This is a genomic window from Streptomyces sp. N35 (assembly GCF_016464295.1).
Classification (GTDB): Bacteria; Actinomycetota; Actinomycetes; order Streptomycetales; family Streptomycetaceae; genus Streptomyces.
The window spans coordinates 62,443-79,982 of record NZ_JAEIMH010000016.1 but is presented as its reverse complement, the minus strand read 5'-3'; the positions used below and the strand labels follow the sequence as shown (position 1 = coordinate 79,982).

At 69.8% G+C, this 17,540-nt stretch carries 18 protein-coding genes; 12 read left to right on the top strand and 6 right to left on the bottom strand.

What is annotated here, in order from left to right; all coding sequences use genetic code 11:
• Together JAO81_RS11875 and JAO81_RS11870 are read left to right on the top strand one after the other, a co-directional pair.
• Positions 1 to 832, top strand: an 832-nt coding sequence (locus JAO81_RS11875) for an FAD-dependent monooxygenase (protein WP_199547764.1), incomplete at its 5' end; no start/stop codon positions are given.
• Positions 833 to 892: 60 nt separating this feature from the next.
• Entirely contained in the window at positions 893 to 1,798 is a 906-nt protein-coding gene (locus tag JAO81_RS11870; RefSeq protein ID WP_199547763.1) for a Gfo/Idh/MocA family protein, read from the top strand.
• Here JAO81_RS11870 and lnt read toward each other — a convergent pair.
• The 3 genes from lnt to JAO81_RS11855 form a co-directional block, all read right to left on the bottom strand.
• The gene (gene lnt / locus JAO81_RS11865) at positions 1,722 to 3,311 is read right to left on the bottom strand and encodes an apolipoprotein N-acyltransferase (protein WP_199547762.1); all 1,590 of its coding nucleotides are present in this window, start codon (positions 3,309 to 3,311) and stop codon (positions 1,722 to 1,724) included. The two genes, JAO81_RS11870 and lnt, sit on opposite strands and share 77 nt — an antisense overlap.
• A 301-nt stretch (positions 3,312 to 3,612) precedes the next feature.
• Complete coding sequence (locus JAO81_RS11860; protein WP_199547761.1) at positions 3,613 to 4,086, bottom strand: nuclear transport factor 2 family protein; 474 nt, start codon at positions 4,084 to 4,086, stop codon at positions 3,613 to 3,615.
• A gap of 139 nt (positions 4,087 to 4,225) precedes the next feature.
• Positions 4,226 to 5,278 (bottom strand): aldo/keto reductase, encoded by a 1,053-nt coding sequence (locus tag JAO81_RS11855; RefSeq protein WP_199547760.1) that lies wholly within the window; start codon positions 5,276 to 5,278, stop codon positions 4,226 to 4,228.
• A gap of 166 nt (positions 5,279 to 5,444) precedes the next feature.
• On the opposite strand from JAO81_RS11855, the gene JAO81_RS11850 reads away from it, so the two are divergent.
• The 4 genes from JAO81_RS11850 (at position 5,445) to JAO81_RS11835 (ending at position 7,465) form a co-directional block, all read left to right on the top strand.
• Positions 5,445 to 5,801 (top strand): antibiotic biosynthesis monooxygenase, encoded by a 357-nt coding sequence (locus JAO81_RS11850; protein ID WP_199547759.1) that lies wholly within the window; start codon positions 5,445 to 5,447, stop codon positions 5,799 to 5,801.
• A 71-nt stretch (positions 5,802 to 5,872) separates the two neighbouring features.
• Positions 5,873 to 6,583: a phosphotransferase gene (locus JAO81_RS11845; RefSeq protein ID WP_199547758.1), complete on the top strand. Its 711-nt coding sequence runs from the start codon at positions 5,873 to 5,875 to the stop codon at positions 6,581 to 6,583.
• A gap of 53 nt (positions 6,584 to 6,636) precedes the next feature.
• Positions 6,637 to 6,876: a hypothetical protein gene (locus tag JAO81_RS11840; RefSeq protein WP_199547757.1), complete on the top strand. Its 240-nt coding sequence runs from the start codon at positions 6,637 to 6,639 to the stop codon at positions 6,874 to 6,876.
• Between the two features lie 205 nt (positions 6,877 to 7,081).
• Positions 7,082 to 7,465: a peptidoglycan-binding domain-containing protein gene (locus tag JAO81_RS11835; RefSeq protein WP_307813310.1), complete on the top strand. Its 384-nt coding sequence runs from the start codon at positions 7,082 to 7,084 to the stop codon at positions 7,463 to 7,465.
• 139 nt (positions 7,466 to 7,604) lie between these two features.
• Here the strand turns inward: JAO81_RS11835 and JAO81_RS11830 are convergent, their stop codons facing one another.
• Together JAO81_RS11830 and JAO81_RS11825 are read right to left on the bottom strand one after the other, a co-directional pair.
• Positions 7,605 to 8,480, bottom strand: a complete 876-nt coding sequence (locus JAO81_RS11830; protein ID WP_199547756.1) for an undecaprenyl-diphosphate phosphatase — start codon at positions 8,478 to 8,480, stop codon at positions 7,605 to 7,607.
• 234 nt (positions 8,481 to 8,714) lie between these two features.
• Positions 8,715 to 9,455, bottom strand: coding sequence for a TVP38/TMEM64 family protein (locus JAO81_RS11825; RefSeq protein WP_199547755.1), 741 nt, complete (start codon positions 9,453 to 9,455; stop codon positions 8,715 to 8,717).
• A gap of 104 nt (positions 9,456 to 9,559) precedes the next feature.
• On the opposite strand from JAO81_RS11825, the gene JAO81_RS11820 reads away from it, so the two are divergent.
• Entirely contained in the window at positions 9,560 to 10,300 is a 741-nt protein-coding gene (locus JAO81_RS11820; RefSeq protein WP_199547754.1) for a DNA alkylation repair protein, read from the top strand.
• 64 nt (positions 10,301 to 10,364) lie between these two features.
• On the opposite strand, the gene JAO81_RS11815 is transcribed toward JAO81_RS11820, so the two are convergent.
• Entirely contained in the window at positions 10,365 to 10,718 is a 354-nt protein-coding gene (locus tag JAO81_RS11815; protein WP_199547753.1) for a VOC family protein, read from the bottom strand.
• A 384-nt stretch (positions 10,719 to 11,102) separates the two neighbouring features.
• On the opposite strand from JAO81_RS11815, the gene tuf reads away from it, so the two are divergent.
• The 5 genes from tuf to JAO81_RS11790 all read left to right on the top strand — a co-directional run bounded on the left by tuf (position 11,103) and on the right by JAO81_RS11790 (position 17,473).
• A complete protein-coding gene (gene tuf, locus JAO81_RS11810) occupies positions 11,103 to 12,275 on the top strand; it encodes an elongation factor Tu (RefSeq protein WP_199547752.1) in 1,173 nt (390 codons plus the stop codon).
• Positions 12,276 to 12,599: 324 nt separating this feature from the next.
• Positions 12,600 to 13,631 (top strand): ABC transporter permease, encoded by a 1,032-nt coding sequence (locus JAO81_RS11805; protein ID WP_374194285.1) that lies wholly within the window; start codon positions 12,600 to 12,602, stop codon positions 13,629 to 13,631.
• Positions 13,628 to 14,569, top strand: a complete 942-nt coding sequence (locus tag JAO81_RS11800; RefSeq protein WP_199547750.1) for a carbohydrate ABC transporter permease — start codon at positions 13,628 to 13,630, stop codon at positions 14,567 to 14,569. The genes JAO81_RS11805 and JAO81_RS11800 overlap by 4 nt, the downstream gene beginning before the upstream one ends.
• A gap of 76 nt (positions 14,570 to 14,645) precedes the next feature.
• Positions 14,646 to 16,295, top strand: coding sequence for a hypothetical protein (locus JAO81_RS11795; RefSeq protein ID WP_199547749.1), 1,650 nt, complete (start codon positions 14,646 to 14,648; stop codon positions 16,293 to 16,295).
• Positions 16,295 to 17,473 (top strand): Gfo/Idh/MocA family protein, encoded by a 1,179-nt coding sequence (locus JAO81_RS11790; RefSeq protein WP_199547748.1) that lies wholly within the window; start codon positions 16,295 to 16,297, stop codon positions 17,471 to 17,473. The genes JAO81_RS11795 and JAO81_RS11790 overlap by 1 nt, the downstream gene beginning before the upstream one ends.
• The last annotated feature ends 67 nt before the right edge of the window (positions 17,474 to 17,540 follow it).

The window sequence follows — 17,540 nt, the reverse complement described above, 5'->3', positions numbered from 1 at the left end:
GGCCCAGCGGACCGCGCCCGCCCCCCGCCTGACCGCCCCCGGGGGGCCGCACCGGCCGGCGGTCGTGAGCGCCGACGGCGGCAGCTACGAAGCCGAGTTGGTCGCCGGCGCCGACGGAGTGCGTTCGGGAGTGCGGGGTGTGCTCTTCCCCGAGCACCCCGGACCCGTCTACTCGGGATACACGACCTGGCGGGTGGTGGTACCCACCCCGCAGGAGGCGTTCGCACCGCACGAGACCTGGGGCAGGGGACGGATCTGGGGCACCCAGCCGCTCAAGGGCGGCCGCACGTACGCCTACGCCGCCGCCCGCGCACCCGAAGGCGAACGCGCTCCCGACGGTGAACTGGCCGAACTCCACCGCCTGTTCGCGGGCTGGCACCACCCGGTCCCGGCGATCCTCGCGGCCACCGAGCCCGGCCGGGTGCTGCGCCACGACGTCCACCACATGGCCACCGCCCTGCCCGCCTACCACCGCGGCCGGGTCGCGCTGCTCGGCGACGCCGCGCACGCGATGGTGCCCATGCTCGGACAGGGCGGGAACCAGGCCATCGAGGACGCCATCGTGCTGGCCCACCACGCGGGGGACGCGAAGGACCCGGGCCTGGACCTGGACGCGTACACGCGTGACAGGCTGCCGCGCACCATGGGGATCCTGCGACAGGCGGCCAGGACCGCGCGGCTCGAAATGGTGCCAAGCATCCCGCTCGTCGCGGCCCGCAACGCGCTGATCGCCACGGTCTCGCGGCTCGGCCCGAACCTGATGCTCAAGAGCTTCGAGCGCATCGCGGACTGGCAGCCGCCGCAGGCCACGTATGCTGCGAAAAGTCGCTGAGCAGGCTGGCGTCGCGCAGGTCAATGCAGGTCAATGCAGGTCGAGGCAGGGAGAGTCATTGTGAAGGTCGGTTGTATCGGTCTGGGCGACATCGCGCAGAAGGCCTATCTGCCGGTGCTGACCACCCTGCCCGACACCGAGCTGCACCTGCAGACCCGCAGCCCGGAAACCCTGGAGCGGGTCGGTGCCACCCACCGCATCCCTGCCGAGCAGCTGCACGCCGACCTCGACTCGCTGCTCGCGGTGGGTCTGGACGCGGCCTTCGTGCACGCGCCGACCGCCGTGCACCCCGAGATCGTGACGCGGCTCCTCGAAGCGGGCGTCGCCACGTATGTCGACAAGCCGCTCGCCTATGAACTGGCCGACTCCGAGCGGCTCGTGGAGCTCGCCGAGGAGCGCGGGGTCTCGCTCGCCGTCGGCTTCAACCGGCGCTACGCACCCGGCTACGCGCAGTGCGCGGAGCACCCGCGTGAGCTGATCGTGCTGCAGAAGAACCGGGTCGGGCTGCCCGAGGACATCCGCACCATGGTGCTCGACGACTTCATCCACGTGGTCGACACCCTGCGCTTCCTGGTTCCCGGGCCGGTCGACGACGTCACCGTGCGCGCCCGTGTGCAGGACGGTCTGATGCACCATGTGGTGCTGCAGTTGGCGGGCGACGGCTTCACCGCGCTCGGCATCATGAACCGCCTGAGCGGTTCGACCGAGGAGATCCTCGAGGTCTCCGGGCAGGACACCAAGCGCGAGGTGCGCAACCTGGCCGAGGTCATCGACCACAAGGGCCAGCCGAGCGTGCGGCGGCGCGGCGACTGGGTGCCGGTGGCGCGCCAGCGCGGTATCGAGCAGGTGGTGCTCGCGTTCATCGACGCGGTCCGCGCCGGCAAGCCGCTCAGCGCCCGGGATGCGCTGGCGACTCATGAGCTGTGCGAGCGGATCGTGCGGAGCGTGTCGGAACAGGCTGTCTGAACGCCCGGGCGCCCTCGAAGGCGAGCAGGGCGGCGAGGACGGTCAGGGCCGCGTACACGGCCCAGTCCCCGAGGCGTACGAACGGGGTCGTGCCCGAGGTCAGCGTGATGTCGTACACCCCGGCGGCGCGTTCGTCGGTGCCGAGTGCTTCGCCGATACGGGACCCGTCGGCGGCGTACACCGCGGAGACGCCGGTCAAGGTGGCGTGCGCCATGGGGCGGCCGTTCTCGGCGGCGCGCATCGCCGCGAGCGAGGCGTGCTGTTCGGGTGCCCAGCTGGCCTGGAACGTCGACGTGGCCGACTGGGCGAGCAGCAACTGGGCGCCGCGGCGGGTCAGTTGGCGGCTCATATCGGGGAACGCGGACTCGAAGCAGACCAGCGGGCCGACCGTCCAGCCCTCGCCGATCGGCATCACCACGGGCGCGGTGCCGCGCCTGCGGTCCTCTCCGGCGGCCTCGCCGACCGAGGTGGCCCAGCCGAGCAGGGACCGGGCCGGCACGTACTCCCCGAACGGCACGAGGCGCATCTTGTCGTAGCGGTCGCCGGTCGGTCCGTCAGGGCCGATCAGTACCGAGGACTTGAAGATGCCGGGCTTGTCGGAGCGGCGTGCGTCCACGTTCACGAGGATCTCGGCGCCGATCTCGCGGGACAGGCGCGCGAGCCGGTCGGCGAGGTCCGCTCGCGTGGCGAGGTCGAAGCCGACGCTGCTCTCACCCCAGACGACCAGGTCCACATCGCGGCCCACGAGGGTGCGGGTCAGGGCCTCCTCGCGGTCGAACCGGCTGCCGCTCGCACCCGGTCCGTTCACGATGCCGGGCTGGACGAGGGCGACCCGTATGCGGCCGGTCTCCTGGGGGCGCGGCGCCCAGATCCAGGCGGCGGTCGTGAGGACGGCCACGAGCGCGATACCGGTGATCGCCGGGACCCGTGCGGGCGGGTGGGCGAGCAGGAGCACAACCCCCGTGTTCACGGCGACGATCACCAGCGTGACCAGCCAGACGCCGCCCACGGAAGCGAGCCGCAGGGCCGGTTCGAGCTGCCACTGGCTGGATCCGAGCAGCCCCCAGGGGCCGCCCAACCCCTCCCAGGACCGGACGAGTTCGACGGCCAGCCAAGCCGAAGGGAGTACGGCGAGCGCGGCCGTGGACCTTCTGCCGGACGGTGCGCCGCCGAGCAGGTGCCGTACGAGCCGGCCCCAGGGCAGCCACAGCAGCCCGAGCAGCGCGGCGATGACCACGGTGAACACATGGAGGTTCGGGGCGAGCCAGTGATGCATCGCGAGCATGAACCCGGTCCCGCCCAGCCAGCCGTCGAGACCGGCCCGCCGGCCGCTCGGCGCGGAGCGGACCAGGAGCATCCACGGCACGAGCGCGACCCAGGCGAACCACCACCAGCTCGGCTCGGGGAACGCGAGCGCGGGCAGCGCCCCCGCCGCCACGGCGGCGAGAGCGCGCCACCAAGGGGAGCGAAGCCGCCGCGCGAAGCCCTCCCGCACACCCGCAGAGCCGGCCATACCGCGCCTCCCTCGCCCCCGGACGCCGGTCGATGGTTCCAGTGTGCGCGTTCGGGGCGATCTCGGACAGAGTGCGTGGCGGTGGGTCCGGTCCGTCATCCGGCAGATCACGGAGCTGTCGGCGAACTCGGGTGCGGTCGCGAGCTTCAACTGGGGCGGGCCGCCCGGTTCGTCACCTGGTCCGGGGCGATGGGCCGTGACCGGCCGGCTGACCTGAGCCGGCTTCTCGACTCGCTGCAGGCGGGCCTGCCCGGAACGGCCGGAGAACGTTGACGGCAGCTTCCGTGGCGCAGAGCACCGCCTAGTCGAGGCCTTCCCTGGTGGGCGGCTTCATGCGGCGCCACTTCTCGTGGACGGTGAGTCTCGAGATGCGCCAGCCCGCGTGCGTACGCCGGAAGGTGAAGGTGTAGCGGGCGCCGCATTCGAGGTCCGGCGGGCCGCCGTCGTCGCCCATCCGCATCGGGTTGTACATGTCGGCCTGGGCGGCGGCCGTGTCACCGGCGTTGCCGTCGAGGACCTCGAAACGGATCTTCCGGTTGACGATCAGGTGCTGCCGCATCGCGAACAGCTGCAGCGTCTGCTCCAGCCAGGCGGCCATCTCCTGTGCCGTGCCCTCCTCGCCACCGGAGGAGCTGTAGTCGGCCCGGCCGTCCTGAGTGAAGATCCCGGGATACGCGGCCCAGTCGCCGTCGTCGACGATGTTGGCGTAATCGGTGATCAGTGAGTCGATGGCCAAGCGGTCCATCAGATTCGAGAGATCCACGCGCTGCGTCATCGGGTCAGTCTCGGGGGCGCCGGTGCTGTAGCCAAGAGGCGTGCAGGGATCAGGTGGCGGGCAGGTCGGGGACGGCGGTGTCGTTGCATGGTGGGGCGGCGCGGCAAGGGAGATTTCCTTGTTCCGGCCGGGTGAACGATCAGCGCGTGGCCGCCCGTTCACCGGTCGGGCGACGGCGCAGGGCGGGGTCGGTGAGGGCCGGCGGCTGCCAGACGCCGTCGGCCCGGTAGAGATCGGTGCCGGGCGCCACGATCTCGTCGATACGGTCGAGCGCGGCGTCGTCGAGCAGCAGCTCGGCTCCCTCGAGCAGCGAAGTGAGCTGGTCCATCGTGCGCGGGCCGATGATGACCGAGGTGACGGCGGGGTGGACGAGCGGGAACGCGACGGCGAGTTCGGGCAGGGTGCAGCCGATGTCCTCGGCGAGCGCGACGAGTTGCTCGACGGCCGCGAACTTCGCCGCGTTGCCCGGGACGGCCGGGTCGAAGCGGTGCGGGGTGAGCTTGGCGCGGCCGGTGGTGAGGTCCACGGGCCGGCCCGCGCGCTGCGCACCCGAGAGGAACCCGGACGCGAGCGGAGACCAGGTCAGCACCCCCATGCCGAGGCGCTGTGCGGTGGGCAGCACGGCCCGTTCGATCCCGCGCGCGAGCAGGGAGTAGGGCGGCTGCTCGGTGCGCAGCCGCATCAGACCGCGCCGTTCGGCGACGTGGTGCGCCTCGACGAGCTCCTCGGCCGGGAAGGTGGAGCACCCGAACGTGCGGATCTTGCCCGCCCGCACCAGATCGCTCAGGACGGACAGGGTCTCCTCGATGTCGGTGCTGTGGTCGGGCCGGTGTACCTGATAGACGTCGATCCAGTCGGTGTCCAGACGCCGCAGGCTGTCCTCGACGGCCCTGACGATCCAACGCCGCGAATTCCCGCTCCGGTTGCGCCCTTCCCCGAGCGGAAAGTGCACCTTCGTCGCGAGCACCACATCATCGCGCCGCCCCTTGAGCGCCTGCCCGACGATCTCCTCGCTCTCGCCGGCCGAGTACATGTCGGCGGTGTCCACGAAGTTGATCCCGGCGTCGAGCGCGGCGTGGATGATCCGTGCGCTGTCCTCGTGGTCGGGATTGCCGACGGCACCGAACATCATGGTGCCGAGGCAGTGGGTGCTGACCTCGATACCGGTCTTGCCGAGAACGCGGTAGCGCATGGTGGGACTCCGTCGGGGCCGGGGTGGGTGGGGCCGTGAGTCTAGGAGTTGGAGTGCACTCGATGGCAAGCGGTGCGGGAGGGGATGGGGGTGCGGCGCCTCAACACCACGGAACGGTAAGGAAGTTGTGTGACCCTGTGTCGGTGTCTGTCGTTATCCTGAGCTCATGATCGTTCGAATCTGGCGAGGGTGGACGACTCCCGGGAACGCCGACGCGTACGAATCCATCGTCAGCACACAGGTCCTGCCGGCGATCGCCGAGCGCGAACTCCCCGGCTACCACGGTGCCTACCTGCTGCGCCGCCCGCTCGCCGAGGGCGAGGGCGAGGGTGAGATCGATGGCGAGGTCGAGTTCTCCACGATCATGTACTTCGACTCACTGGACGCCGTACGGCAGTTCGTCGGCGACGACTACGAAGTCGCCCACGTACCAGCGGAGGCACGAGCGGTCCTGGCCCGCTTCGACGAACGGTCCGCGCATTACGAGACGTTGCTGACACCGCAGGACACGCGTCCCGGCTGAGGGGCGGCGGGTCGGAGCCGAGATGTCCGGAGCGGCTCGGGCGGGGGCGCGTCATCAGTACGCTTTGTGGCATGGATGCGGAGGAGTTGCTGGGCGTCGGTCGCTCGGCCGATGTGTACGCGCTGGATGACGCCTGGGTGCTGCGCCGGTACCGGGGCGGTGGTGACGCGGCGGCGGAAGCGGTCGTGATGGCGTACCTCGCCGAGCACGGGTATCCGGTGCCGAAACTGCGCCCGCTCACCGCCGCCGGGGACCTCGCCTCGAAGCGCAGCGATCTGGTGATGGAGCGCCTGTCCGGACCTTCGATGCGCGAGGCGCTGTGGCAAGGGGGGATCACCGGCAAAGCGGCCGGCGTGATGCTGGCGGCGCTGCTGCGCCGGCTCCATACGATCCCGGCCAGGCTCTCGGACGACGCGGACCAGCGGGTGCTCCACCTCGATCTGCACCCGGACAACGTGATGCTCACACCCCGCGGGCCGATGGTGATCGACTGGGGCAATGTCGAAGAGGGCCCGCCCGGTCTCGACTGGGCCATGTCGGCCCTGATTCTGGCCCAGGTGGCCGTGACCCCCGGCGTGGAGGCCTCCGTCGCGCGGGCGGGCCTGACCGCGATGCTCGAGCGACGCGACCGGACGGTCGACCTGGGCGACGCCGGCACCGGCTTCCTGGCACAGGCCCGGCTGCGCAGGGCTGCCGACCCGAACCTGACGAGCCGTGAGGTCGGGGTGCTCGACCGGGCGGTGGAGCTGGTGATGGAGGTGGCGGGCGTCGAGCGGGGGTGAGTACGCGGCGGCCTGCTCTGCGCACCTGACGCCGGCCTGAGAGGCTACGGACCATGAGTCGTAGCCCGCGCCGTCCGTGCCCGCATTGCGCCCGCTCGATCGCCGTCGTCGGTGGCGTGCTCGCCCGCCACGACCCTCCGTCCACGCTCCGGCACGGACTCACTTCGTGCCCGGGGAGCCTGAAGGCACCGGTCGCGCCTCCGCTGCCGGGACAGACGGTCCTCGACGTGGGTGGCGGGGGCGCGTCCCGGACGGCGGGGCAGTTGGGGCTCTTCGACTGCGACCAGGGGTAGCGGGTCCTCGGCGAGCGCCGACCCGTAGCGCGGTGCTCGCGCTCAGCCCCGTTCCGGAAATCCCCGCGTCGTCACCGTGCGATCTCCTTCAGCCTGCGCATTTCTCCTATCTGGAGATCACAGGAGGTGGCTAGTCTCCCGTCGCTTGACATGAGCACGTCGCGGAATCTCCTCCACGCGTGTCCATCGACTTCGAAGGAGACCAGTGCGCGCTACCAGGCCTCGTACCTTGGCTGCCTCGTTCGCCGTGGCGGCAACAGTCCTCATGGCGGGACTCGTCGGCGCTCCCGCAGCGGCGGCGGCCACCGTGAGTCCCGCCGCTGTCCGCTGCACCCTTGAAGACTTCATCGGGTACTACTGTGGCTACCACCTTCAGAACACCTACGCCGACCGCGGGGACACAGGCAACAAGGTGAGGGAGATCCAGGCCCTGCTGATCTTCTCCGGATACTCCGTCGGTTCCTCCGGCGTGGACGGCCAGTTCGGGTCCGGCACGGAGTCGGCGGTCGAGCGCTTCCAGAGGGCGAACAGGCTCCCCGCGGACGGCATCGTCGGCCCCAATACGTGGCGGGCACTGCGCACCCCTTAGGTGCACACCGCCCTGCGGCAGGGCATGGGATGGCGCTCCTCGGTTCTCGGGGCGCCATCCGTCCGTCCCAGGTGGACGCCGTCGGCGCCGCCGCAGGTGCAGGCTTCAAGGCCCCCGGTGAGCCCGCCAACTGTCCCGGTCAGCCCGCCGATTCGCCCGCATGCGGGCTCAGTACACCCATCCCCACCAGCACGAACAGCAGGATGCCGAGGGCGACGCGGTAGTAGACGAAGGGCATGAAGGACTTGGTCGTGATGAACTTCATGAACCATGCGATAACGGCGTATCCCACCACGAAAGCGACGATCGTTGCGAAGATCGTCGGGCCCCAGGAGACATGGCCGCCCTCGCCCGCGTCCTTGAGCTCGAAGAGTCCCGAGGCCAGGACCGCGGGGATCGCGAGGAGGAACGAGTAGCGGGCGGCTGCCTCGCGGGTGTAGCCCATGAGGAGGCCGCCGCTGATCGTGGCGCCCGAGCGGGAGACGCCGGGGATCAGGGCCATGGCCTGGCAGAGGCCGTAGATGAGGCCGTCCTTGACGCCCAGGTCGTTGAGCGTCTTGCGTACCTTGACCGCGCGGTGGCGGGCGCCGGTCTCGTCGCGGGCCGCGAGGCGGGCGGCGATGCCGAGGACGATGCCCATGACGATCAGGGTCGTGGCGATCAGCCGCAGATCGCGGAAGGGGCCCTCGATCTGGTCCTTGAACGTGACGCCGAGGACGCCGATCGGGATCGAACCGACGATCACGAACCAGCCCATCTGGGCGTCATGGTCGCCGCGCAGCTCCTTGTTCGTGAGCGAGCGGAACCAGGCCGAGACGATGCGCGCGATGTCCTTGCGGAAGTAGATCAGGACGGCGGTCTCGGTGCCGATCTGGGTGATCGCCGTGAACGCCGCGCCCGGGTCGTGCCAGCCGGCGAACGCGGCGGTCAGGCGCAGATGGGCGCTGGAGGAGATCGGGAGGAACTCCGTGAGTCCCTGGACGAGTCCGAGGATCAGGGATTCGAACCAAGACATGTACTACGCCGTCCAAGTACTGGTCTCGAGCCGACCGGCATAGGTGCGGGCCAGGCGCTGCGGGGGCTGTGGTCCTGGGCGGCCGATGATCCCCGTACATCGAACGTGAGGGTTCTCGGGTGATCATGCGGTTGCCCCGTGCAGCGTAGCGTCATCGGGCGGGCGCTCCGTGCGCGCCCCGGCCCGGACGCGGTGCTCACCCCGGCCCGCGGTCCGCGCGCACCCGGCCCGGGATCAGTGGCCGCGCAGCCGGTGGCGCTTGCGCCAGGCGACGATCGCCCCGGCGAGGGCCGTCACGGTGATGAAGCCCATCGCGATGAGAAACGCGGGGGAGGTGGGCGTCGACGCCTGGCTGCCGGCGATGACGTAGGCGGCGGTGTTGGGGATCGAGCCGAGCCCGGTGGCCAGGAGGAACGGGGTCCAGCGCATACGGGAGACGGCCGCGCAGTAGTTCGCCGCCCAGAAGGGAACGCCGGGGAAGAGACGTGCCGCGAGCATCGAGCGGAAGCCGTGCCGGCTGAGCTGTCCGTCGACGGCGTGGACGATACGGCCGCGCAGCAGCGGACGCAGGGCGTCCTGCCCGAGCAGGCGGCCGAGGCCGAAAGCGATGCCCGCACCGAGCACCGTTCCGGCGATCGCGCCCACGAGTCCCGCCTGTGCGCCGAAGAGCGCACCGGCGGCGAGATTGAGGAGCGGCCGGGGAACGAAGGCCGCCGTGCACACGCCGTACGCGACGGCGAAGAGCACCACCGCGGCCGCGCCGCCGACCTGCGGCGGCCAGCCCTCGGCGAGCAGCCGCTGGGGTTCCAGGACGAGGACGCCGGCACCCGCGGCCGCGAGCAGCAGCACGAGCAGCCCGAGCCGCGACCACGGCGAGAGCAGCGCTCTGCCGCAGCGGACGGCAAACGCCGCATCGCCGGGGGCAGGCGCCACGAGCGGGGAGCTCGCCGCAGGTCGCGTGACGGAGTCCAACATCCGGGGAGACTAACCGACAAACCGCACTGATCGCCGTAGTCTGCGTCTCATCCCTGTCTCAGGACTGTGCTGTCTCTGTCTCATCACTTCATGAGGTACGTGTCATGGGTGCTCGGCGTGCCGCGGCCTCCGCGTCAGGTTCACTTCCGATTCCGGCCAGTGACCTGGCCGACCTCGTACTGGAACGCCTGGTTCCGGCGTACGGGAAGGGCGCGGATGCGCAGAGCGGTGAGCGGATGGCCGCGTATATGAAAGGGGTCGCTCCCTTTCTCGGGATTCCGTCCCCCGAGCGCAAGGCGCTCTCCAGGACCGTGCTGGAAGGGCTGCCGCGGCCGGACGAGACGGACTGCACGGCCGTCGCGCTGCGCGCCTGGCAGCTTCCCGAGCGGGAGTACCACTACTTCGCCGTCGACTATCTGCGCCGGTACGTGAAGTCCTGCTCGTCGGGCTTCCTGCCGGTCGCCCGGCATCTGGTCTCCACCGTCCCGTGGTGGGACACGGTCGACGCGCTGGCCTCCCATGTCGTCGGCGGGCTCGTGGCGGCGGACGCGCGGCTCAAGAGCGATATGGACGAGTGGATCGAGGACGACGACCTCTGGATCGCGCGTACCGCTCTGCTGCACCAGCTGCGCTCCAAGGCCGCGACCGACACCGACCGCCTCTTCGGCTACTGCCTGCGGCAGGGCGGCCACCCGGACTTCTTCATCCGCAAGGCGATCGGCTGGTGTCTGCGGGAGTACGCGAAGACGGATGCGCAGGCCGTACGGGACTTCGTGACCGAGCATGAGCGGCGTCTCGCGCCGCTGTCCGTGCGGGAGGCCCTCAAGAACATCGGGCGCCGGTAGGGGCTCAGCGGAGGATCGGTAACGGCGCAGGGGATCGGGACCGGCGCAGGGGATCGGCAACGGCTCAGTAGAACTGCGACAGGCAGAACTCGTGACCCTCGGGATCGGCCATGACCAGGACCACACCCTCGTCGTAGTCGTGCCGCTCCCCGGTGAACGTGCCACCGAGAGCGAGGACTTGGGCCACCCCTTCGTCGATATCGTCCACGAGTACGTCCAGATGGAGCCGTACCTTGCCCTGCCGCTGCTCGGTCACCGGCTGGAAGACAAGCCGCGGCTGCGGGTCGTCCACATGGCCGAGATAGATCCAGCCGGGCATCGACGGGCCCTTCGGACGGTCGAGCAGGACGCTCCAGAACGCCGCCACGCGCTCCACGTCCAGACAGTCGACGGTCACTCCGACCCAGCGGTTCGGCATGCCAACTCCCCCTGAAAACACGGCTGACGATAAATCGTTGGACGCGCGTGCGCCGACGGTAGAAGATCACAGCATGTTCCGGCACGCCACCTTCGCAGCTCCGTCCGCAGTCGCGGGCGCCGCTCGGGCTGCCGGTTTCCGGGCCGCTGCACTCGACGCAGCCGGCGCAGCCGCAGGCCTGGCTGCCGATCTTCTGGCCGACGCCTTCGACGGCGTCCGACGCTGACCCTCCTCGGACATTCTCCGGCGGACCCCAGAGGGGGAGGGTCGGTCCGATCCGAGGGGTCCCCGCCTTCCGCCGCCGCATGAGGCAGGCCGGCTGACAACCGGTGCGGAAGGCCGTCAATCCCCCCTGCTCCCAGGGGAGTTCCAGAAGGACAAGCCATGCCCAAGACGGCATACGTGCGCACCAAGCCGCACCTCAACATCGGCACCATGGGCCACGTCGACCACGGCAAGACCACCCTCACCGCCGCGATCACCAAGGTGCTCGCCGCGCGGGGGACCGGCACGTTCGTTCCGTTCGACCGGATCGACAAGGCCCCGGAGGAGGCCGCGCGCGGTATCACCATCAACATCGCGCACGTCGAGTACGAGACCGACACCAGGCACTACGCGCATGTCGACATGCCCGGCCACGCCGACTACATCAAGAACATGGTCACCGGCGCCGCCCAGCTCGACGGGGCCATCCTCGTCGTCTCCGCGGCCGACGGGATCATGCCGCAGACCGCCGAGCACGTCCTGCTCGCGCGGCAGGTCGGGGTGGACCACATCGTGGTGGCCCTCAACAAGGCCGACGCCGGCGACGAGGAGCTGATCGAGCTCGTCGAGCTCGAGGTCCGCGACCTGCTCGCGCGGAACGGGTACGACGGGGACGCGGTACCGGTCGTGCCGGTGTCCGGGCTCAAGGCCCTTGAGGGCGACCCGCGTTGGACCGCGTCGATCGAGGCGCTGCTCGACGCGGTGGACACGTACGTCCCGATGCCGGAGCGGTATGTCGACGCGCCGTTCCTGCTGTCCGTCGAGAACGTGCTGACCATCACCGGTCGCGGCACGGTGGTCACGGGCGCGGTCGAGCGCGGCACCGTCCACGTCGGCGACCGGGTGCAGGTGCTCGGTGCGCAGGTGGAGTCGGTGGTCATCGGCCTGGAGACCTTCGGCAAGCCGATGGACGAGGCGCAGGCCGGCGACAACGTGGCGCTGCTCCTTCGCGGTGTGCCCCGCGACGCGGTGCGACGCGGGCACGTGGTCGCGTCGCCCGGCAGCGTGCAGCCCGCGCGCCGGTTCCGCGCGCAGGTGTACGTGCTGTCCGGCCGCGAGGGCGGTCGTACGACGGCGCTCACGACCGGCTACCGGCCGCAGTTCTACATCCGCACCGCGGACGTGGTCGGCGACATCGACCTCGGGGACGCGGCGGTCGCGCGGCCCGGCGACACCGTCACCATGACGGTCGAGCTGGGACGTGACGTACCGCTGGAGTCCGGCCTCGGCTTCGCGATCCGCGAGGGCGGACGCACGGTCGGCGCCGGGACGGTGATGGAGGTCCTCGGGTAGCCGAGGGGTTCCCTGCCCGGCTCGCGTACCGGAATACCGGCGGCGCCCCCCGCCCGCCGGGGCAACGGAACCCCGGTGCCCCGCCCGGGCCACCCTTCATCACCTGCGCAGACTGTGCGCGAAAATGTAAAAAAGAAAGATCCTTCGAGCATCTCTTGTCATCGAGTGTTTTCAGGCTGCAAGATTCCCATGGTCGCGCAGCCCGGAGACCCCGGCGGCGCAGTGGCCCTGGTTTTCCGCGCACGGCAGGCATGCGTGCATCGGCGTCAGCCGCCCCATGCCCCGAGCGTCACCCCACGCCCCCACTCGACGCAGGAGGTGAATGTGCCGACAGCTGCGTCCGCTTCGACCCGCTCGGACACGTCAACCCCTCAAGTTCCGCCCCCGACGGGGCACTCGGCGCGCAAGCCGGCACCACCCGCCCGCGGCGGGAAGCGGGCGCCGACCGTCCGCAAGCCGCTGCGTGCGCGGCTGAAGCGGGACCGCGCCCTGCTGCTCCTGTGCATCCCCGGCGTTGTGTACTTCGCCGTCTTCTTCTATCTGCCGCTGGCCGGCAACACGATCGCCTTCCAGGACTACCAGCCGTATCTCGGGTTCAAGGAGAGCCCGTTCGTCGGTTGGACGAACTTCACGGCCCTCCTGGAACAGCCCGAGTTCTGGTCCTCCGTCTGGAACACCCTGGAGATCACCGCCGTACAGCTGCTGCTGTTCTTCCCGGCACCGATCGCGCTCGCGCTGCTGCTCAACTCCCTGATCAGCAACCGCACCCGGCGGTTCATGCAGACCATCGTGTATCTGCCGCACTTCCTGTCCTGGGTCGTGGTCGTCGCCATGTTCCAGCAGGTCTTCGGCGGCGCGGGCACCATCAGCGGCTACCTCGCCGAGCACGGCATCGGGGCCGGCAACCTGATGACCAACCCGGACACCTTCACGTTCCTGCTCACCTCGCAGATGATCTGGAAGGACGCCGGCTACGGCGCGATCATCTTCCTCGCGGCGATGGCCTCCATCGACAACGGCCTGTACGAATCGGCCGCGATGGACGGGGCCGGCTGGGTCCGCCGGATGTGGCACGTCACGCTGCCGGGCATCCGCCCCACGATCGTCCTGATGCTCATCCTGCGGCTCGGCGAGATCCTCTCGGTCGGCTTCGAGCAGATCCTGCTGCAGCGCGAGGCGGTCGGCGCCGACGCCGCCGAAGTCCTCGATACGTACGTCTATTACCACGGCGTCGTCGACGGCGACTGGGGCATGTCCACCGCCGCCGGCCTGATGAAGGGCGTCATCGGCTTCGTCCTCATCGTCGTCGCCAACAAGGTGGCCCACCGCCTCGGAGAGCAGGGGGTCTACCGATGACCACGCCCGCCATCAGCCTGTTCAAGCGCCGCACGGACGCGTTCAAGGGCCGCACCGACGGGCGACCGCCCTGGATGGAGCGCCCCACCTGGTACGGGCAGGGCCTCAAGGTCCTCGTGCTCGGTGCGATCGTGGTGGCCGTCGGCTACCCCTTCCTCATCGCGCTCGGCACCAGCCTCGCGGGCAAGGAGGAGATCGCGGCCAACGGCGGGTACGTCATGTTCCCGACGGAGCCGACGCTCCAGGCGTACGAAGCGGTCCTGTCCGGGGGAGTGGTCACCCGGGCCGCCCTCGTCAGCATCGGTGTCACCCTGGTCGGAACCGCGCTGAGCCTGCTGTGCACGATCGCCCTCGCCTACGGCCTGTCCCGGCCCGGGACGGTGGCCGGCAAGCCGATCCTCTTCCTCGTCCTCGGCACGTTCCTGTTCACCCCCGGCATCATCCCCGTCTACCTGGTGGTGGACCAGCTCGGCATGATCGACAGCTATGCCTCGCTGATCGTGCCGATCATGCTCAACGCCTTCAACATCGTGATCGTCCGCGCCTTCTTCCAGGGCATCCCCGACGAACTCCACGAGGCGGCCCGCCTGGACGGCGCCGGTGAGATCACCGTCCTGTGGCGGATCGTGCTGCCCCTGTCCAAGGCCGTGCTCGCGGTGGTCGGCATGTTCTACGCGGTGTCGTACTGGAACAACTTCTTCAACGCGATGCTCTACATCAACGACGGCGCGAAGCTCCCGCTCCAAATGGTGCTCCGCTCCTACGTGTTGCAGGGCGACACCATCAACGAGTCGGCCATGGGCGTCTCCAGCCTGCCGCCGTCCAGCGCCACGCAGATGGCCGTGCTGCTCCTCGCCATCGTGCCGATCATCGCCGTCTATCCCTTCCTGCAGCGGCACTTCACCAAGGGCGTCCTCACCGGCGCGGTCAAGGGCTGAGCCCTCTCGTCGGACCGCCCTTTCCTCGGACGAGCCACCGCATCATCTCCCCGCACCCCACAAGGAGTTCCCACCCATGTCCTCCTCCCTCAACCGCCGCGGCTTCCTCGGCGCCGCCGGCCTCGCGGGCCTCACGGTCGCCGGCGGTTCCCTGCTCACCGCCTGCGGCTCAGGCGCCGCGTCCGGCAAGGGCGGCGCCGCCAAGTCGGCCAAGGTCAAGTTGCCCACGTACATCGCGGCGAACGTGGCCGCACCGGACCTCGCGGGCAACGCCGACGGCCTCGACCCGGCGTATCTGCGCTACCCGAAGAAGCTGGTGAAGTCCGTCGCGAAGACCCCCGGCGACGGCAAGCCGATCACCGCGCTCACCGAGACGTTCACGACAGCGCCGCCGGCCATGGGCCGCAACGCCTACTGGCAGGAGCTCAACAAGCAGCTGGGCTCCGAGTTCAGGATGACCGTCGTCAACGGCCTCGGCGACGACGACGTCTACCGCACCAAGCTCAACGCCCTCACCGCGAGCGACGATCTGCCGGACCTCGTGTGGTTCCCGCCGAACCAGGGTCTGAAGAATGTGCCGCAGCTCCTGGAGGCCCGCTTCCACGACCTCACGTCGTACCTCTCCGGCGATGCGGTGAAGGAGTTCCCGAACCTCGCCAACATCCCCGACTTCGCCTGGAAGACCGCCGTCATCAACGGCAAGATCTGGGGCACGGCTGTGCCGTACGGCCGCTTCGGCCAGGTCTATGTCGCCAACTCGGACTTCTGGAAGCCCGTCGGCGGTGTGCGCTTCGACGACGCCGAGGACTTCCTGGCCAAGGGCAAGGACCTGCTCGACATCAAGCGCAGGAAGTACGTGCTCGAACCGGCCTACGTGAACCATGTGCACATGTTCAGCCAGTGGTACGGCGCCCCGAACGTGTGGTCCCTCAAGGAAGGCAAGCTGACCGCCCGCTACGAGACCGAGGAGTACCTCGCGGCGATCGAGTTCGCTCTCAAGTGCCGGCAGGCGGATCTGTTCTGGCCCGACCCGAACCTGCGCACCACGCTCGAGAAGATGGGCGGCGGCTACCTCGGCGCGCACGTCCAGTCCTTCCCCGGCCTGCTCAGCGACACCAAGATGTACGACTGGCCGATGGAGGTCATCGTGCCCTTCGCCGCCGAGAGCGGCGCGAGCCCGAAGTACAACCTCGGCATCGGCTCCGTCGGTTTCGTCGGCATCAGCAAGAAGGCCGACAAGAGCCGAATCAAGACGCTGCTCGCCGTCATGGACTACCTCAACGCCCCCTTCGGCAGCGAGGAGCGGCTGTTCCTCGGCAACGGCATCGAGGGCACCCACCACACCCGGACCAAGGACGGCGACGTCACGCTCACGCCCAAGGGCGAGGGCGAGGCGCTGACCACGTTCGACCCGCTGCAGTTCCTCGGCAACACCCCGGAGACCCTCTACACCCCGGGCAAGCCTGAGGTCACGCGCTCCATCCACGAGACGCAGACCGAACTCCTGAAGATCGCCCAGGCCGACCCGACCATCGGCTTCTACTCCGACACGTACGCCGCGAAGTGGCAGTCCCTGCGCTCGGATCTCGAGGACGACATCAAGGACATCGTCGCCGGGCGCAAGCCGCTGTCCACCTACAAGGAGTCGCTGAAGAAGTGGCTGCGCGACGGCGGGGACGCCATCCGCGGCGAGTTCGAGGACGCCATCGCGAAGGGCTCGAAGTGATGACCGAAGATCTCCGTATCGGCGTCATAGGCCTCGGCCTGCGCGCCAGCATCGCCGACGCCGCCCACCGGCCGGGCCGCGGCTTTGTGGTGGCCGCGGTCGCGGACACGGATCCGGCCGTACGCGCGGGAGTCCCGGACCGGTACGAGGGCGCCACCGCCGTCGACGACTACCGTCGTCTCCTCGACGACCCCACCCTCGACGCCGTGATCGTCGCCACCCCGGACGACACTCACGAGGCCATCGCCTGCGACGCGTTGAGCGCGGGCAAGGCGGCCTTCGTGGAGAAGCCGCTCGGCATCACCACCGAGCAATGCGACGAGATCCTGCGCACCGCGTACAAGACCGGCACCCGGCTCTACGTCGGCCACAACATGCGGCACATGGGCGTCGTGCGCACCATGCGCGATCTGATCGCGCGGGGCGACATCGGGGAGCCGAAGACGGTCTGGGTACGGCACTTCGTGTCGTACGGCGGCGACTACTACTTCAAGGACTGGCACGCCGACCGTCGCCGTACCACCGGGCTGCTCCTTCAGAAGGCCGCCCACGACATCGACGTGGTGCATTGGCTCGCGGGCGGCTACACCAGCCGGGTCAACGCACTCGGCGACCTGATGGTCTACGGCGACCTGCCCCGCCGCGCCCCCGGCACCCCGCGCCCGGACGGCTGGCTGAAGGAGTTCGACTGGCCGCCGACGGCGCGCAAGGACCTGCACCACGTCGTCGACGTCGAGGACGTGTCGGTGATGAACATGCGCCTCGACAACGGGGTGATCGCCGCGTACCAGCAGTGCCACTTCAGTCCCGACTACTTCCGCAATTACACGGTCATCGGGACCGAGGGCCGTCTGGAGAACTTCGGGGACCGGCCCGGCGACGAGATCCGTGTCTGGAACACCGGGCCGAGCGGCTACCGCGCGGACGCCGACGTGGTGCACCGCGTCCCGACGGCCGACGGCTCGCACGGCGGCGCGGACGGCCGGATCATCGAGGAGTTCTGCCGCTTCGTCCGCGAGGGCGGCGTCACCGACACCTCTCCGGTCGCGGCCCGGATGAGCGTGGCCGCGGGCGAGCTCGCCACCCGTTCGCTCCGCGACGGCGGTACGCCGTACGACGTCCCGCCCCTCGACGCGGACCTCGTCAGGTACTTCGACACCGGTCAGACGAGGGTTTGAGCACCGGAGCGGCCCGGGAGCGTGACTGCTTCCGGGCCGTACACCTCGCGGCAGCCGGCAGGTCGTG

Bases quoted from the DNA above. Each gene is read 5' to 3' on its own strand.
- lnt (WP_199547762.1), bottom strand. From the start codon at position 3,311: ATGGCCGGCTCTGCGGGTGTGCGGGAGGGCTTCGCGCGGCGGCTTCGC.
- JAO81_RS11860 (WP_199547761.1), bottom strand. From the start codon at position 4,086: ATGACGCAGCGCGTGGATCTCTCGAATCTGATGGACCGCTTGGCCATC.
- JAO81_RS11855 (WP_199547760.1), bottom strand. From the start codon at position 5,278: ATGCGCTACCGCGTTCTCGGCAAGACCGGTATCGAGGTCAGCACCCAC.
- JAO81_RS11850 (WP_199547759.1), top strand. From the start codon at position 5,445: ATGATCGTTCGAATCTGGCGAGGGTGGACGACTCCCGGGAACGCCGAC.
- JAO81_RS11845 (WP_199547758.1), top strand. From the start codon at position 5,873: ATGGATGCGGAGGAGTTGCTGGGCGTCGGTCGCTCGGCCGATGTGTAC.
- JAO81_RS11840 (WP_199547757.1), top strand. From the start codon at position 6,637: ATGAGTCGTAGCCCGCGCCGTCCGTGCCCGCATTGCGCCCGCTCGATC.
- JAO81_RS11830 (WP_199547756.1), bottom strand. From the start codon at position 8,480: ATGTCTTGGTTCGAATCCCTGATCCTCGGACTCGTCCAGGGACTCACG.
- JAO81_RS11825 (WP_199547755.1), bottom strand. From the start codon at position 9,455: ATGTTGGACTCCGTCACGCGACCTGCGGCGAGCTCCCCGCTCGTGGCG.
- JAO81_RS11820 (WP_199547754.1), top strand. From the start codon at position 9,560: ATGGGTGCTCGGCGTGCCGCGGCCTCCGCGTCAGGTTCACTTCCGATT.
- JAO81_RS11815 (WP_199547753.1), bottom strand. From the start codon at position 10,718: ATGCCGAACCGCTGGGTCGGAGTGACCGTCGACTGTCTGGACGTGGAG.
- tuf (WP_199547752.1), top strand. From the start codon at position 11,103: ATGCCCAAGACGGCATACGTGCGCACCAAGCCGCACCTCAACATCGGC.
- JAO81_RS11800 (WP_199547750.1), top strand. From the start codon at position 13,628: ATGACCACGCCCGCCATCAGCCTGTTCAAGCGCCGCACGGACGCGTTC.
- JAO81_RS11795 (WP_199547749.1), top strand. From the start codon at position 14,646: ATGTCCTCCTCCCTCAACCGCCGCGGCTTCCTCGGCGCCGCCGGCCTC.
- JAO81_RS11790 (WP_199547748.1), top strand. From the start codon at position 16,295: ATGACCGAAGATCTCCGTATCGGCGTCATAGGCCTCGGCCTGCGCGCC.